A 15,962-nucleotide genomic window follows, 5' to 3' on the forward strand; every position below is an offset into this window, starting at 1 on the left:
CACGACAACCTGCTGCAAGGTCTGTGTCTGCGGCACCCGGGGCGGGGTGAACCCCAACCATTGTTCCGACGCCAGATCGGTATCGGTTGCGACGATCCGGACCGCATCGGCCTCGGTGGGCAGGGTTTCGAGCGGGACACGCAGGTTCCGCCACGACGGTGCCGGACCGATGTCGATCGGCAGCACGGTCCCCGATGCGGTGACGGTGCCGTCGGCGGTGGTGGTGCCGTACTCGAGTTCGAGTCGCTGACCGTAGGTTTCGGTGCCGTCGGCGTCGACGGAGAAGATCCGGCCGGCCGCGGCGATGGTGACCAGGTCTCCGCGGGAGCCGTTCGCGTCCGGTTCGGGCAGGCGGAACCATGCGGTGGTGACGGCGCCGACGGTCGATCCGTAGCTGCCCAGCACCGGTGTGGTCGCCGGGTCGAGGCCGAACGGCAGTGCGACGGTGCTGCCGTTGATTCCGGCGTTGCCGGTGCCGCCGCCGGTGCCGCCGGTGCCGCCGGCGGAGGATTGGTCGTTGATGGTGTCGACTGTGTTGGCGGTACCGGCCGAGGCGGAGTCGTCGTCCGGGGTCAGATCGAGCGCGACACCGTTTGGGGTGAAACCGCCACCGTCGGAAGCGAGAGAATCGGCCGTGTCGACGCCGATCGGGGTGAGCACCGAGGCGTTCGGGTCCGTTTCCAGCAGCACATCGTTGGCCAGGGCGCACGAGTTCCCGGCGAGCGCGTCGAGGTTGGAGCGGGCCACCGAATAGGCCGGGTACTGCGAGATCGCGCCCTTGGCCAGCGACAGTACCTCGAAGAGCACTATCGCGGCGGCGGCGACGGTCAGCGGTGGCACCGCCCACCAGCGGCGCGGGGTATCGGTGCGCGTGGAGGCGACCGGATGGATGTGCCACCACGCGGCCAGCAGCAACGCGGCGACGGTCGCGGCGAAGAACAGGGTGGAGAACCCGAACCCGGCGATCGACGGCGGCTTGTCCCACCACGGCACCCCGAAGCTCGAGACGTACCACCAGCCGTTCGGCCCGATGAACGACATGGTCACCACGAACAACACCGCCGCCGCGAACAACGCCCGGTTACGCCGCGACCGCAACACGGCGGGGCCGGTGGCCACGGCCGCCAGCATCGCCACCGCCGCGGCCAGGCCGGCATAGATCCCGAAGTGGTGCGTCCACTTGGTAGGGGCGAACATCATCAACACCAGCGCGGCGAGCGTAATGCCGACGATGCGCCGGGACGGGCCCTTCGCGGTGCCCGGGATGTGCCCGCCCCGCCGCAGCATCGCCACAATCGCCACCGCCAGGCACAGCACCAGGGTGAACACGGCGAACCGCCGAGCCAGGGACCCGTCGACGGTGATCTGCAACAGGTACTGATAGCGCAGATACTCCTGGAACCACGGCACATTCGGTCCGACCGCATGCGCGTGCTGCATCTCGGCCACGGCAGCGAGGGTCTGGTCGGCGAAGACCGGCACCAGCACCACCAGCCCGGCCGCGACCATCGGGGCGAGCAACGGCGCCCACCCCACGCTGTGGGCGCGGCGGTGCAGGATACGAGCGATCGGGCGCGCACCGGCGATCAGCGCGGCGAAACAGATGATCCCCGACGGGCCGGCGGTGACGGTGATCGCGGCGATCAGGATCGCCGCGGCGGCGGGCAGCAGACGCCGGGTGGCAATTGCACGTTCGACCGAACACCAGGTCAGCAAGACCCCGGTGGCGACGATCGGCTCCGGACGCAGTCCGTTGTTCAGCGGCAACCAGAACGCCAGGAACACCAGCGCACCGGTCCACAACGGGAGCCGGGTACGGCGCAGCGCCACCCCGAGCCGCGGGGCGACCTCACGGCTGAGAACCCACCAGCACAGGATCCCTGCGACCAAGGCGGGCAGTCGCATCCAAATGCTCGCCGTCGAAACCTGGGTCATCGCGGCGAGCGCATCGTAGAACGGGGTGCCGAACGGCGCCTCCGGGACACCGAACCAGCGGAAGTAGTTCGCCATGTACCCGGCTTCGCCGGCCGCACGGGCCATCCCGAGCTGGTAGCCGTCGTCGGCGGTGTTCGCGCCGATCACGTGCCAGAGCAACAGTGTCCCGACGACCAGCGCGTCGATACGGGTGAACGACCACCACGACGGCGGCAGGATCCGGCGGTGGCGGCGGCCGTCGGCCCGGTCGAGCCGGGACAGGGTCCACAACGCCAGCCCGGTGGCCAGCACCGCCACGATCATCGCTGCGATCTTGAGGATGGTCGGGGAGGTGGTGAAGCGGGTGTCCACGGTGGCTGTGACCGATATGCCGTCGAGCGTGGGAGCGGGCAGGTCGGTGAAGATCCCCACCAATTGCGGGCGCAGATCCCGGTCGAAGGTTCGCTCCCCGGCCACCTCGCCGGAACCGGTGACGGTGACGACGGTGCGGGTGGGCGTCGAGGTGACGGTGACCGTGCAGTTGCCGGTGAGTTCGTCGACCGGTGCCGATAGCAGCATCGTGTTGCGCGAGATCATCTCGAACACGGCCGGGCCGTCCCCGACGTCGTGCCGGATGCGGGAGATCAGCCCGTAGCGTTCACGGTCCGGAGCCCCGGCGGGCAGTGTGGAAAACACCGTGCCGCCGGTCGAGGCCCCGTCCTGGATTGTGCTGCAGGGGATCGTGGCCTCGAGGTCGACCGGGGCGTAGGACACCAACGGCGCCGAGATATTCGTGCCGTTCTCGCGCTGGGGCCAGCTGATCGTCGCCGCGGTCTGGGTCACCGGTAGCAATGGCAGCGCGATCGACGCCAGGATTCCTACCGCCGCGGTCAGTACTGCCCACAGGCATGTTCGCTTCTCGGCTGTTCGCCCGCTGGAGAGCAGACCTGGGTCTGCTCCCGCCGGTCGTGTCGAGTCCGACGCTGCTGTTGTCTCGGTCACGGGGAGCGATGCTAACGCCAGCAGACCAAACGGATTGTTTTGCTGGCCTGCGACCAGCGCCCGGATAGCCGGCCGCACCGTCGCCGACCAGTACTTTGCCGTCACCGGGAAGTTCGGCTGCCGGTACCTGCTCGCGAACCTCGGGAGGGAACTGCTTGGGCATGAACGGCATCCTTACCTCGTAAGGAGCCTGCATCAACTCGGTCCGGTTCACTGTCGTTCTTCGGTGATCTTCCGGTCGAACGGCGAGTCGGTGTCCCCGAACCGACCCCAGCCCAGAACAGTCTTCGCTTGATAGCCGGTACCGGAGTTGTCAATCCCGACGTTCGCGCTGGTGTTGTCGTATCCGAGGTGCTCATCCACCTCCGCGTCGGGTGCCGGCTCGAACACGTTCGCTGTGAGCTGGCTGAGTAACCTGTTCGACCCGATCGCATCGACACAATCATCCTCGAGCTGCACCAACAGCTGCTGCGCCGAGTCCTGGTAGTCGATCTACCGCTGGTCCGTGGCATCGAGTGTTTCGGTCATGATCCTGCCTCCCGCCGAGCAGGGTTCAGAATTCCGTATCGACCATTAGTCGGGCACTCCCGGGCCATCCGTCTTGGAGTAGCTGTCGAGTGTCGGCAGAGGACGGGTGCAGAGTGTGTGAGCCTCGTCGATGGGTAGGCCCAGCGCGCGCAACAGGTCCTCGGTGATCGCGTCGGTGGCGGCAGCGGCATCGCGGTCGGGTTGTGCGTGTAGGAGTTGTCCTAGCCCAAGGGCGGTGCCAGCGACTAGGGCCAGAGCCAATTCGGGATCACGCACCGAGAATCGTCCTGCGTCCGCGGCGTCTTTGATGTCGCGCAACGCACGTGGCGCCAGTCCACGGTTCGAGGTGATCAGTGCTGGACCGTTGTTGAGGAGAACTCGGCTCAGCTCGGGTTCTCGGCGGAACAGGCGTCCGGTCATGCGGAAGCTCTGGGTGAAGGCTTCCGCTGGGTCGTCGAGGGTCTCGGTGAGCTTGTCCAGTAGGGCGCCGTGCGACTCCAGCGCGCTGTCCACGGCGGCCTGGAAGAGCTGTTCCTTGCTGTCGAAGTGGTTGTAGAACGAGCCCATGCCCACATCCGCGGCTTGCGTGATCTCGAGGACAGGGACGCTGACGGTTCCGGCAGCGAGGAACGACTGCGCGGCACGGATCAAAGCCGCACGGGTGTGCGCCTTGCGGCGTTCGAGGCGGTTCGGTCTCGTACTGGTGGTCGTAGGCGGCTCTGGTTGCCACCTCTCATGCTGGTCCATCGCGGCCATGATATCCCCTCGAGGGTGACGGTTTCGTCAGCGATACTTGACTGACGAATAGATCGTGAGTGACGATATCGTCATACAGTGAGAGGAGTCACTTCATGAACGAACACTCCGACGCGCACGCCGGCCTGCACAGTGAGTGGGGCGCACTGCGCGGCGAACACCCGGGCCGGTCGACGAATCCGATCGTGAAGGTGCAGGATCTGGCGTGGCTCGAGTTCACCAAACCGAACCTCGACCGTGCCGAAACCTTCGCGCAGGCATTCGGTTTCGTCACTGCGCTGAGAACCGCGGACGAGCTGCACCTACGCGGCACCGACCCCGGCGCGCCCTGCGTACTGATCCGTAAGGCCCCACGCACGATGTTCGGGGGCGTGGCGTTCCGTGCCGCCGACGACTCGGATGTGCTGCGCCTGGCGGAGGCGACCGGCCGGCGGGTTGAGCCCTTGCCCGAATCCTTGGGCGGGATCGGGGTCGACCTGGTCGACCCCGCCGGCGGTACGGTTCGGGTGGTCTCCGACATGCACGCGCTTCGTGCACTGCCTGCGCAGACCCCGCAGGTCTTCAACTTCGGGACCGACGTGAAACGAGCGAATGCCACCCAGCGGCCGCCGCGGGAGCCGGCGCTGGTGCAGCGGCTGGGGCACATCGTGCTTCAACGGACCCGTTATCTCGAGTCCCTGAACTGGTACCTCGAGCACCTCGGGCTGATCGTCAGCGACTTCCTCTACTACACCGGCCAACGCGAGCGTGGACCGGTGATGAGCTTCATCCGGTGTGACCGCGGTGCCACGGCTACCGATCATCACACGGTGGCAATGGCCCTCGGCCCCACCAATCGCTACGTGCATTCGGCCTACCAGGTGTGTGATCTCGACACTCTGGCGGCGGGAGGAGAGTACCTCCGCGAGCTTGGCTACCAGCGCTCGTGGGGAATCGGCCGGCACATCCAGGGCAGCCAGATATTCGACTACTGGCGCGACCCGGACGGTTTCCTGGTCGAGCACTTCAGCGACGGCGACCTGTTCGACAGCACCCTGGCACCGGGATGGGCCCCGATGACTGCGTCAGGACTGGCCCAGTGGGGACCCCCGGCCACCAAGGACTTCCTCGGCATCTCACCGAGCCGGGAATCCGCGCGCGAGCTACGCGCGATGATCACCTCGCTCAGCGAGGACAACGAATTCGATTTCCAACGCCTTCGCGGCCTGCTGAAAGTGACTTCCTCATGAGCATCTCCCTCCTACGCACTGCTGATGCCTGGTGGGTGCACCTCCCAACCGGCGCCTCTCGGATCGACACCGAGGCCACCACCACCGCCGAACTTCTGGCCGATCGGCCCGCGATCGACGCGGCCGCTGCCTCGACCTCCACGGTGCCCGTGGAGACGCTCGAACTACTCTCTCCGGTCAGCGCCCCGTGCCGGGTCGTCGCGCAGATGACCAACTTCGCCTCGCACGTCAAAGACTCGGGCATGAATCCCGAGACGGTGCCGCTGACGTTCTTCCGCAAGACATCCGGATCGATCAGCGGTCCCTACGACGACGTGATCAAGCCCGAACATGTCCGGCTGCTCGACTACGAGGTCGAGGTCGGGTTGGTCTTCGGTCGGTCCGTGCCTGTCGGTGCCGACATCACCGCCGACAACATCGCCGACTACGTCGCAGGTCTCGTTGTCACCAACGATATCTCCGCGCGGGACGTCCAGCTGCCGAAGACCCAGTTCTACGAGGCCAAGTCGTACCCCACCTTCACCCCGGTCGGCCCGGCCCTGGTACTGCTCGAACCGGGCGAGTTCAAGCGGTTCGAGGACCTGCGACTGCAACTGCGGGTCAACGGGCAGGTGCGGCAGGACATGACGGTGAAGTCGGACATGATCTACCGGCCGGTTCAGGCGCTGCAGGCGCTCACGAAATTCCAGCGGTTGGATGCCGGAGATCTGCTCCTGACCGGCACGCCTGGCGGCACGGCGTTGAAAGCGCCGCCCAAGCCGATCGAGATCATCGCCTCGCTGATGCCTCCCGCGCTCAAGTGGAAGTCGTTCTTCGCCGCACAGGCTAAGAAGCCTGACTACCTCCGGGACGGCGACGTCATGGAGGTCACCGTCGCCACGGACGACGGGGCGCTCGATCTCGGCACCCAGCGCACTGTTGTGAGGTACGAGCGATGAACACCGACGACGCACTGTGGCCCACCTACAACGATCCCGGAGACCTTCACACCATCGAAGCGATTCCCCTGGCCGATCGTGGGCTGCCCGCGTCGACCTATCGGTTGCTCGCAGGCTCTTGCGAGATCCGGCCCGACCGGACCGCATTGATCGTGCTCCCCGAGGCCGCGCATTGGAAGCACCCGGCACGATTCACCTACGCCGATCTGCTCGCGAGCGTGCACCGTACGGCCAACGCGTTCCACGGCATCGGTGTCCGTCGTGGCGACGCAATCGCATTGATGTCACCCAACTGCGCTGAGTTGATCACCGCGACCCTCGCAGCGCAACTGGCCGGCATTGCGGCCCCGATCAATGCAGGCCTGGCCGGCGAACACATCCGGGAGTTGCTCCGACGCTCCGGTGCTCGGGTGCTGATCGCGGCGGGCCCAGACCTCGATCCCCGGGCGTGGGCGACGGCATGCGCGCTCGCCGAATCGGGCGTGATCGACACCCTGTTCGTCCTCCGTCCCACTGGCGCCGGAAGCTCGGCAGCTCGGCTGCCGACGATCGACGGCGTCGCGGTGGCCGATCTGGCCGACGTCGCCGCTGGGCACGACGCGGCTGCCTTCGACGGGAAGCTGCCCGCCGCTGACGCGATCGCCTCCCTCTTCCACACCGGTGGCACCACCGGCGCACCCAAACTCGCCGCCCACACTCACGCCAACGAGGTCGCCAATGCCTGGATGCTCGCGACCAACACACTGCTCGACGACGACTCCTCCGTGTTCGCGGCGTTGCCGCTCTTCCACGTCAACGCGCTGATCGTCACACTGCTGGCACCACTGCTGCGCGGCCAGACCGTGGTCTGGGCAGGCCCGCTCGGATATCGCGACCCCCATCTCTACGGTCAGTTCTGGAAGATCGTCGAGCACTATCGCCTCGCGTCGATGAGCGCGGTGCCGACTGCCTACTCCGTCCTGGCCCAATGCCCCGTCGACGCGGACATCGCCAGCCTGCGCACCTGCATGGTCGGCGCGTCCATCTTGCCCACCGCGGTCCGTGACGGTTTCGAATCGCACACCGGGGTGCGACTGCTCGAAGGGTACGGGCTGACCGAGGCGACCTGCGCCAGCGCCCGCAGCTTTCCCGGCTCCCCGCACCCGGGGTCGGTCGGGCAGCGGATGCCGTACCAGAAAATCAAGGCGGTCCGAATCGCAGACGATGGAAGCTGGACCGATCTTCCCGCCGGGGAAATCGGCACGATCGCGATCAGCGGTCCCACCGTCTTCGCCGGATACGTCACCGGCCGCGACGCCGACGGCCACGCACTCGATGGGCTCGGCAAGCTCGTCGACGGCTGGCTCGACACTGGCGATTTAGGCTACGTAGACACCGACGGCTTCCTCTACCTGACTGGTCGAGCGAAGGACCTCATCATCCGCGGCGGCCACAACATCGATCCGGCGGTGATCGAAGATGCCCTCCTTTCGCACCCCTTGGTCACGGGGGTCGGCGCCGTTGGCCGCCCGGACCCGCACTCCGGTGAGGTGCCCGTCGCGTACGTGACGGTCACCCCGAGTTCCGATGTGACCGAAGAGGACTTGCTCGCCTGGGCCACCGAGCGCGTTCCCGAAGCCGCCGCCGCCCCGAAATCGGTGGCCGTGATCGACGTCCTGCCGGTCACCGATGTCGGCAAACCCTACAAGCTCGCACTGCGGGCCGACGCCGCGCGACGGGTCGCCGAACAAGCACTTGACGGCGTGCCCGGCGTTGGCGGTGTCGTTGCGGTCGTCGAGGACGGATCCGTGGTCATTGCCGTGTCCGTGACCGGACGCTGCGATGTAACCGACGTCAAGACAGCTCTCGACCGTTACCCGCTGGCCTGGAGACTCGAGGAGGAGCAGCCGTGAACGCCACCACCGCCGTCGCCACCACCGTCATTGGGGGTGTGTTGGCCGTCGCTTTCCTGGCCATCGGATCCGCCAAAATCGCCGCGGTCCCCCAGATGAGAGAACGTGCCGCCCACCTGGGCTTCGGTGTCTCGGCCTACCGCCGAATCGGTGCCGTCGAGGTGGCCGGCGCAATCGGTCTGTTCGTCGGGTTCGTATTTCCGGTGATCGGCATCGCGGCAGCTCTCGGGTTCGTGTTACTACTCGGCGGGGCGGCGCTGACACATGTCCGGGCCGGCGACAACACCAAGGAACTCGCACCCGCACTGGCAGTCGGCGTGATAGCGGTCGCAAGCCTGGTGCTGTTCGTGATCGAGGCGACGTCATGACCGCACCGCACTATCCGGTCGTCATCGTGGGAGCCGGACCGACCGGCGTCACCTCCGCAGTCCAGCTGGCCCAGTACGGAATCGATACTCTCGTACTCGACCGGTGGGAAGATGTGTATCCACAGCCGCGGGCCGTCCATCTCGACGACGAAGTGTTCCGGATCGTGGCCCGCCTCGGCCTCGCTGACGCGTTCAGTCGCATCTCCCGCCCCGGCAAAGGGCTACGCCTGCTCGACCGGGACATGACAGTGCTGGCCGAGTTCAAACGCGACTCGGCACGCGGTGTACATGGGTTCCCGCAAGCCAACATGTTCGACCAGCCCGAGTTCGAACACCTCCTACGCATGCAAGCACGTCGGCACGACAGTGTGCACCTGCGCGGCAACAGTGAAGTCACGGGTCTCCTGCACGATCGCGGCCAGGTCCGAATCGACTTCACCGACCGCACAACCGGAGACCGGAGCACCGTCCGCGCTGACTACGTACTCGGCTGCGACGGCGCGAACAGCATCGTCCGAAGCTCCATCGGTTCCCGCATGGAAAATCTCGGCTTCGAGCAAACCTGGCTCGTCGTCGACATCGCCACCGATGCGGAACTGCATCACTGGGAGGGCGTCCACCAGGTCTGCGACCCACACCGTTCCGCGACCTACATGCGCATCGGTGACAGACGTTACCGATGGGAGTTCCGACTTCGGCCTGACGAGAGCGCGACAGACTACTCGGACCTCACGGCGTTGCGGCCGCTGCTCGCTCCTTGGGTCGGCGACTACAGAGTCACTGACCTCGATCTGGAACTCGTGCGTCTCGCCAGCTATACCTTCCGTGCTCGAGTCGCTGATCGATGGCGGGACCGCAATGTGTTCCTCCTCGGAGACGCTGCGCACCTGACCCCACCGTTCGTCGGGCAAGGCATGGGCGCCGGACTGCGCGATGCGGCCAACCTCGCCTGGAAACTCGCCGGAGTCCTCAACCGAACCCTGCCCGAAGGGTGTCTCGAATCGTACGAGCACGAACGCAAGCCTCACGCCAAGAAAATGATCCAACTTGCTGTCGGTATCGGATGGGCCATGACCGAGGGCGGCGATCTCGGTCAGTTCGTACGCCGGCGGATCGCCCCGGTCGCGCGATGGATTCCGAACCTGAGTACCAGAGTGACCGACAGCGCGACCCCGCCTCTCGGCGCGTCCACTTTCGTCCGCGATGATCGCATGCACCGAGGCATAGCCGGAACCCTATGCCCCAACACTGAAATCGGCGATACCGGAACGAGAGTAGACGAAGTCGCACAAGGACGCTTCCTTGTGATCACATCGATCGATCCCACTCCCGGTCAACGCCGAGAGATCGAGCGACGAGGAGCCTTCGTCGTCCTCGCACCGACTGGTTCCGAACTCGGGCACTGGCTCTCCAGGGGCCACGCCAACGCGGCGATCGTCCGTCCCGACGGCACAGTCATGGCTGCAGGGCGTTCGCTGGCGAACCTTCACACCATGGTGCCGGCACTTTGCGTTCCGTAGATCCCGACTGGGATCGAGGTGTTCGGCCACTGTATGCGGTTGCACGGCGGCGACGGCTTCATGCGTGAGTACGCGTCGCCTGGACGTGGATGGACGCCCGCGTGACGAAGCTCTTGTGGCGTAGGTAGTTCCGTCCTGTTGGCCTCTGGGTATCGACATCGCCATCGACAAGCCCAGCGCCGGAAGTTGCGTCCCCGACACATCGCGCATCGCGATCCGGCGTCTGGCTGGTTCGGGCTGTGGTACGGACGGTGGGCACAGTCGCACATTCCGTCCGGGCACTTTTCGAAGTGGCGCGTGACTCTCCTCTCCTCAGTCTGGGGTCAACCCCAGACATGACCTTCGCTGTGGCATTTTCAGGGCAGGTTCGGTCACGGGGTGCGTGGCAGACTTGCCGCCATGTCGACACCGCAGGATCGCACCCGTCTGCACCGCCGATTGCCGGTGCTGGTGACCGAGCTGGCGATCGGCGACGGTGAGGCGGCGCTGCCGGTGGTCGGCGAGATCGGGCGGTACTGGCTGTTGTTCGCCGAGACATCGCCGGACGAAAGGGATCCGAGCATTGTCACCGTCGAAGTCGACGTCGAACCACTCGACGACGGGGTCCCGCTGCGGCAACCCGCACCGTCGGCCGCACTCCCCGAGAACGAACGATGTTGGGAATGGAGACTGTTCGTGCGCGGCGACAGGTGGTCGGCCACCTGGTACAGCCGACGACCCGCGGTGGGGCGGCAACGGCTGACCGGACGTCTGCTCGGTGATCTCGGCTACGCCACCACAGGCTCGGCCAGGGGACGGATCCTGCGGGCGCGGGTGGTGTCCGACACTTACCGGTTGCTCGAACAACCCGCTACCGGCCCGAAACGCCATCCACGGTGGATCCAGGTCCCCGGCACCCGGACGCTCCGCGATGTGGACGCGGCGACCGGCGTCTTCCGCGACGACACCAGGCCGGCACTGCACCGAGCCGAAGGGGAGGACGTGGTTCGGGAATGCGGGGTGCTGGTCGATCTGGACCTCGACGACGTACCGGCCTTGTCGGTGCGGCCGAACATCGTGCCCGCCGCGGTTTCGGCGCACGGCCGCGACGTATGGGTTGTGGACCGCGAACTGCCCGTGGTGATTCGGATGGTCGAGCAGCATGACATCGCCGAATATCTGTTACCGGCGAGAGTTTTCGCGTCACCCGCGCATCGTCCACGCTGGCTCCATGCGGACGCCGCCGGATGCTGGGTGGTCGGCCGGGACGGGATCTTCCGCTGTGGCCTCGACGGTACCGGCATCCGGATCGACGACGGGCCTGTGGGCGGATCCGTTGCCTGTGAAGGTGTTCTGCTCTCCTGGCACCGGTCCGGCGAGCACACCGCGTTGACCGTGCGGTGGCCCGACGGCCGGCACGAGGACCTCGAACCGGTGCACGGTCGTGTCGGACCCGCTGGCACTCATGCCGGCGGATTCGTCGCCGTGGTGAACACGGAAACCGAAGGTGGGCATTCGCAGCTGCTCGAGGTCGGCCTGGACGCGAGCACGCGACTCGGTCCGCGGCTCGCACCGCTCACCGGCACAGTCCTTGTCGGAGACGACCCGCTCCGGCTCGTCGACGTGCGGGGACGACAAGTGTCGGTACTGGCGGCGGATCTGACCGTCGGTGAGGTCGAAGACGTGCCGATCAGGGGATCCGCAGGCGGGACGGCCGGGCCGTGGATGTGGATCGTGCATCCTGCGCGAGGTGTGGAGGGCATCGAGCCGGACGAGCCGGGACGCTGGCATTGCCTGCTGTCGGTCCTCGATCCGGTCACGTTCACCGCGGTGTGCCGCCTCGCGATCCATTCGCCGTATCCGGAGGTGTCCTACGACGGAGCCGGACGGGTGTGGGTTGTCGCCGGCGGTGTGTGGACGGTGGATCCGCGGTCGCCGGATTCGGTGCAGCGGGTGCACTTCGATGGGCCCGTTCGTGGCTGAGCCGAAGTCTCGATCAACGCGGCAGCGGAACGGTGTTGCGGGAACTCGGGTCTGACCGCTAGATGTCAGCGGCGAGCGAATCAGTCCCCGTAATGTGCGAATTGGGTTCTGACTTTCGGACGAACCCGTAGAAACCGTGTCGAAGGGACAGCGAAGCGTGCAGCTGCAGCGAGGTCGAGGCCTGAAAGTTCTCGTCGCGGTGTCGGGCATCGCCGTCCTGGCTGCTGCGGCGATCGGAGTGTGGAAGATCGGGTCCGTGGACACTTCCGCCGGTGCCGGCAACGAGAACCGGCGACCCGCGGCGGGCGATCGAGCCGGTGGTGCCTGTGCCCCCGGCGTCGCCGATGCGGATGTAGCCGAGACCACCGGAACACCGCAGCGCTTGACGAACGTCGTGCAGGGTGCGGCGGAGCTGCTGCGAGTCAACGGAGCGGCGTGGGGTCCGCAGGTCGCCACCGGCACGGAACTGTCCATCTCGGAGGCGTTCGCGCAGGCAAGCTCGGTTCCGGGCGACGCGACGGTGGTGGAGATGGAATGGTTGCGTCAGGCAGAGCGGGACGGTGTCTACGACGATCCGAATCGACCCCTCGAGGTGCTGGTTCGGCACATCGAGTCGACCACGATCACCGACACCGACCTTGCCGAACATCTGGGGCCGAACCGGCAGGTAGTCATCGAGACGGTCGGGACCGTCGCTGCCGTCGGCTTCGACGAGTACGTCGCCCAGGTTCGCATGTCCCCGGCGATGCGGGCCGCCGATGCCCTCGATCTCCGTGCCCGGTTGCGTGAGACCGCTGTTGCGGCGGGTCTTCAGGCGCAGTGGGATCGGTCCCAGGAGCTGGTCGCCGCGTATTTTCAGCAGTGCATCGTCGACGCGTTGATCCGTCGTGAGCCGGAGGATCCCATGGACGAGTATGTGCGGGACTGGGATCTTGCGGAAGCGCTGACCCGTGATGCAGTCGCTGCGGCGTTCTTCGCCGAATCGTCCGGTCCCGATCGTGAGCTAACCGAGATCCTGGCGCGAGGGCTTCGGATCGTGCAGGCGCCGCAGGAGTTCGATCGGGACGATTCGCTGACCCGTTCGGTGCAGCCGGGGGAGAACCTGCACCCGGACGACGCCGCGCTTCTCGACGCGGAAGAGCCTTTCCTCGATGACGAATGATTCGGTGTGGCTACACGACGAGACGTGCGGGGTCGGTTCTCAGTGCTGCTGACGCTCGATGTATTCGGTGAGCTCGCCGATCGGCGCCACGACCTCGTCTCGGTTCCTTCCCCACATCGGTCGTCCGTCGACGCGTCGCGGCGTCAGGTGTCTGCCGTCGGGCAGCGTGGGCCATTGCAGCCATTCGTCGAAGTCTTGGAAATTGCTGGCGATCTCGCATGTGGTTGAGGCGTGACTGACGTCGCTGGACATTCCGAATCCTTGAACCGGGCGGCCGTCGACCGCCCGATGCAGCACCCGCGGCCAAGATCTGCGAGCGCAGCGCACAGCCCTCAAACGCCTCGGCGTCGCCGACGACCGGATCTACACCGACAAGGGCTACACCGGACGCAACCGAGAACGCCCCGGCCTCCGCGAAGCACTCGCCGCCTGCCGCGCTAGTGGGGCAGTCAGGTATTGAAACCCTCTGAATACCGGCATGTCTGAGCCCCCGAACGCCACCATCACTGTCGCCGGGGCAGTCCATTGCCGAGGGCCGTATTGGGTCGGCCAACCACCCCTGCAGCGAATGGCGACAAGACGCGTCTATGACGTCAAAATCCAAGTGTCGCTGTTGCTGTCGAGGTGCCAATCCTGCCGCGGTCCGTCCCCTTCGCGTGCGACATCGGTGAGCCAGATGGTGCTGCCGGGGTCCCAGCCGGCGATGACCGAGGCGGTCTCGGTGTCAACCTGAAGGGCCCGCGTCGCACTGCTGAGATAGCACAAAGGCGTGAGGTGCACGGCGTCCCACGCGCTCGCGACACGCTCCCAATCGGGGATGACCCACCGGCCGTCGCGGCCGGTGGCGCGGAACCAGTTATGCCGTCGGGACGCGGTGACCTCGAGCGGAAAGGAACGGCACAGCAATATCCAGTCCTCTTCCGAGCGGACCTCGAAAGTCCGGCCTCTCCCGTGGACAGGTATCGCTGTCGCTTGCTGCCACCCGAACCCGTCTTCCACGAGACTCAGCTCAGCAGGAAGACGGCCGACAGTCTTGATGAGTCCGAGCGGGATTGACCACCAGGTTCCGGTCCAATCGGCATGGGGGTCGCGCGGGCGTTCGCGCGCGGCCTGTGCTTCCTCCGTGCGCACGCCGGCCGCCCACTGTCTGAGTGTTTGTTGCGGATCCTTCGGCAGTGGCGCCCAGGCGTTGGCTGATCGCCACTCGATAGCCCACTGCTCGGTCCGACGGGGCTCCCCGAACCACTCCATGATCGGGGACGACGCGAGGTGTTCGGCGAGGCGTGAGAGGGCAGCCCGGACAGTCGGGTGGCCCGCGAGCACGTCTGCACCGTCGGGCTCCTGCCAGTACATCGCGGAATCCACCGACCGCGCCAAGGCGGCCTGAACCCGGCCGGTGTCGAGGTCGGCGAGATCGACAGACGCAAGGTCGGCCGAGAGCTGCTCCAGTGTCGAAACAGGGAAGGGATCGGTGCCGCCCACAGCGGTCGGGATCAACCGGACTCCAGATGAACCGCTCACTTCTTCGACGCCGTGCGCGAATTGGAAGACAGCGGTTGAAATGTCCGAGTCCAGATCCTTGGCAAGTTCAAGGCAACAACGTCGGCCCCGCGGCCCCTCCAGGATCATTTCCGCAACTGGATTCATCTGACTACCTTGCACCTTCCCGTCGTGGTGGAGAGATCCCTAGATGTTGCGGGTCATGACGTTGTAGACACCGGCCAGGATCTGGGCCGACCAAGGCGGACGGGTCTTTCGGCGGCAGGATGAGAAGTACCACCAACACATCCGCCGACAGAAAGACCCGTCCGTGACCCACAGTAATGCGCCGCTGTCCGTCGAAGGACGCCGCAGACTCGTCGAGCGCTGCCAGCACCGTCCGATCGCCCACGTCGCCGCCGAAATGGGAATCTCCCGCGCGTGCGCCAGCAAATGGGTGAACCGGTACCGCCAGTTCGGCGAGCACGGACTGCTCGACCGATCCAGCGTCCCGCACCGTCAACCCACCGTCACCTCGGAGGAGGTCGTAGCCCGGATCGAAACACTGCGACGCGAAAAGAAGTGGTCAGCCCGCCGTATCGCCCTCGAACTCGCCACCGAGGGCGTCACTGTCTCGGTGCGCACCGTCAGCCGGCACCTGGTCCACCTCGGCCTGAACCGACGCACGTTCCTCGACCCGACCGGAGCCGACAACCGCAAACCGGCGGCCACGATCGTCGCCCGGTACCCGGGCCACATGGTGCATGTCGACGTCAAGAAGGTCGGCCGCATCCCCGACGGCGGCGGCTGGCGCATGCATGGCCGCGGGAGTGAGCACGCCAAGACCGTCGACCGGGGCAAGAAGCGCGGCACACGCGCCGGCTACGTGTACCTTCACTCGATCGTCGACGGCTTCTCCCGCCTCGCGTACACCGAAGCGCTCCCCGACGAGAAGGGTGTCACCGCAGTCGGTTTCATCAACCGAGCGAAGGCGTTCTTCGCTGCCCACGGTATCGCCCGGTTCACCCGGGTGGTCGCCGACAACGGGTCCTGCTACCGCTCGGCGGTGTTCGCGCGCACCCTCGCCGGCACACGCCACCAGTTCATCCGCCCGTGCACCCCACGGCACAACGGGAAGGTCGAGCGCTACAACCGGATCCTCGCCGAGGAGTTCCTCTACGCCCGCGACTGGACCAGCGAAACCCAACGATA

General features: G+C 66.4%; 13 protein-coding genes and 1 pseudogene. 9 read left to right on the plus strand and 5 right to left on the minus strand.

Annotated features, from left to right (window positions below):
• The 3 genes from RZ1_RS27975 to RZ1_RS27985 all read right to left on the minus strand — a co-directional run.
• On the minus strand, window positions 1-2,916 hold a 2,916-nt coding region (locus RZ1_RS27975; protein ID WP_373863701.1), incomplete at its 3' end, for an arabinosyltransferase domain-containing protein.
• Window positions 2,917-3,126: 210 nt separating this feature from the next.
• A complete protein-coding gene (locus RZ1_RS27980; RefSeq protein ID WP_072816058.1) occupies window positions 3,127-3,375 on the minus strand; it encodes a hypothetical protein in 249 nt (82 codons plus the stop codon).
• A 114-nt stretch (window positions 3,376-3,489) separates the two neighbouring features.
• A complete protein-coding gene (locus RZ1_RS27985) occupies window positions 3,490-4,191 on the minus strand; it encodes a TetR/AcrR family transcriptional regulator (protein ID WP_072816072.1) in 702 nt (233 codons plus the stop codon).
• Window positions 4,192-4,295: 104 nt separating this feature from the next.
• On the opposite strand from RZ1_RS27985, the gene RZ1_RS27990 reads away from it, so the two are divergent.
• The 7 genes from RZ1_RS27990 to RZ1_RS28020 all read left to right on the plus strand — a co-directional run bounded on the left by RZ1_RS27990 (window position 4,296) and on the right by RZ1_RS28020 (window position 13,271).
• On the plus strand, window positions 4,296-5,429 hold the full coding sequence (locus RZ1_RS27990) for a VOC family protein (protein WP_072816059.1): 1,134 nt from the start codon (window positions 4,296-4,298) through the stop codon (window positions 5,427-5,429).
• Entirely contained in the window at window positions 5,426-6,367 is a 942-nt protein-coding gene (locus RZ1_RS27995) for a fumarylacetoacetate hydrolase family protein (RefSeq protein ID WP_072816061.1), read from the plus strand. The genes RZ1_RS27990 and RZ1_RS27995 overlap by 4 nt, the downstream gene beginning before the upstream one ends.
• Window positions 6,364-8,259 (plus strand): acyl-CoA synthetase, encoded by a 1,896-nt coding sequence (locus tag RZ1_RS28000; protein ID WP_072816063.1) that lies wholly within the window; start codon window positions 6,364-6,366, stop codon window positions 8,257-8,259. Before RZ1_RS27995 ends, RZ1_RS28000 begins: the two co-directional genes overlap by 4 nt.
• Window positions 8,256-8,627, plus strand: a complete 372-nt coding sequence (locus RZ1_RS28005; RefSeq protein ID WP_238072054.1) for a DoxX family protein — start codon at window positions 8,256-8,258, stop codon at window positions 8,625-8,627. Before RZ1_RS28000 ends, RZ1_RS28005 begins: the two co-directional genes overlap by 4 nt.
• The gene (mhpA, locus tag RZ1_RS28010) at window positions 8,624-10,147 is read left to right on the plus strand and encodes a bifunctional 3-(3-hydroxy-phenyl)propionate/3-hydroxycinnamic acid hydroxylase MhpA (protein ID WP_072816065.1); all 1,524 of its coding nucleotides are present in this window, start codon (window positions 8,624-8,626) and stop codon (window positions 10,145-10,147) included. The genes RZ1_RS28005 and mhpA overlap by 4 nt, the downstream gene beginning before the upstream one ends.
• A 399-nt stretch (window positions 10,148-10,546) precedes the next feature.
• Window positions 10,547-12,109, plus strand: a complete 1,563-nt coding sequence (locus RZ1_RS28015; protein WP_238072055.1) for a hypothetical protein — start codon at window positions 10,547-10,549, stop codon at window positions 12,107-12,109.
• Window positions 12,110-12,266: 157 nt separating this feature from the next.
• Window positions 12,267-13,271, plus strand: a complete 1,005-nt coding sequence (locus RZ1_RS28020) for a hypothetical protein (protein WP_238072056.1) — start codon at window positions 12,267-12,269, stop codon at window positions 13,269-13,271.
• Window positions 13,272-13,310: 39 nt separating this feature from the next.
• Here the strand turns inward: RZ1_RS28020 and RZ1_RS28025 are convergent, their stop codons facing one another.
• Window positions 13,311-13,523, minus strand: a complete 213-nt coding sequence (locus tag RZ1_RS28025) for a hypothetical protein (protein WP_174565250.1) — start codon at window positions 13,521-13,523, stop codon at window positions 13,311-13,313.
• 31 nt (window positions 13,524-13,554) lie between these two features.
• Here RZ1_RS28025 and RZ1_RS28030 point away from each other — a divergent pair.
• A pseudogene (locus RZ1_RS28030) lies at window positions 13,555-13,707 on the plus strand (recombinase family protein); the annotation flags it as partial.
• 149 nt (window positions 13,708-13,856) lie between these two features.
• Here RZ1_RS28030 and RZ1_RS28035 read toward each other — a convergent pair.
• Window positions 13,857-14,918, minus strand: a complete 1,062-nt coding sequence (locus tag RZ1_RS28035) for a hypothetical protein (RefSeq protein ID WP_072816066.1) — start codon at window positions 14,916-14,918, stop codon at window positions 13,857-13,859.
• A gap of 163 nt (window positions 14,919-15,081) precedes the next feature.
• On the opposite strand from RZ1_RS28035, the gene RZ1_RS28040 reads away from it, so the two are divergent.
• On the plus strand, window positions 15,082-15,962 hold an 881-nt coding region (locus tag RZ1_RS28040; protein WP_072816068.1), incomplete at its 3' end, for an IS481 family transposase.

The organism is Rhodococcus zopfii NBRC 100606 = JCM 9919 (assembly GCF_001895025.1).
In the GTDB taxonomy this organism is placed as follows: Bacteria; Actinomycetota; Actinomycetes; order Mycobacteriales; family Mycobacteriaceae; genus Rhodococcus; species Rhodococcus zopfii.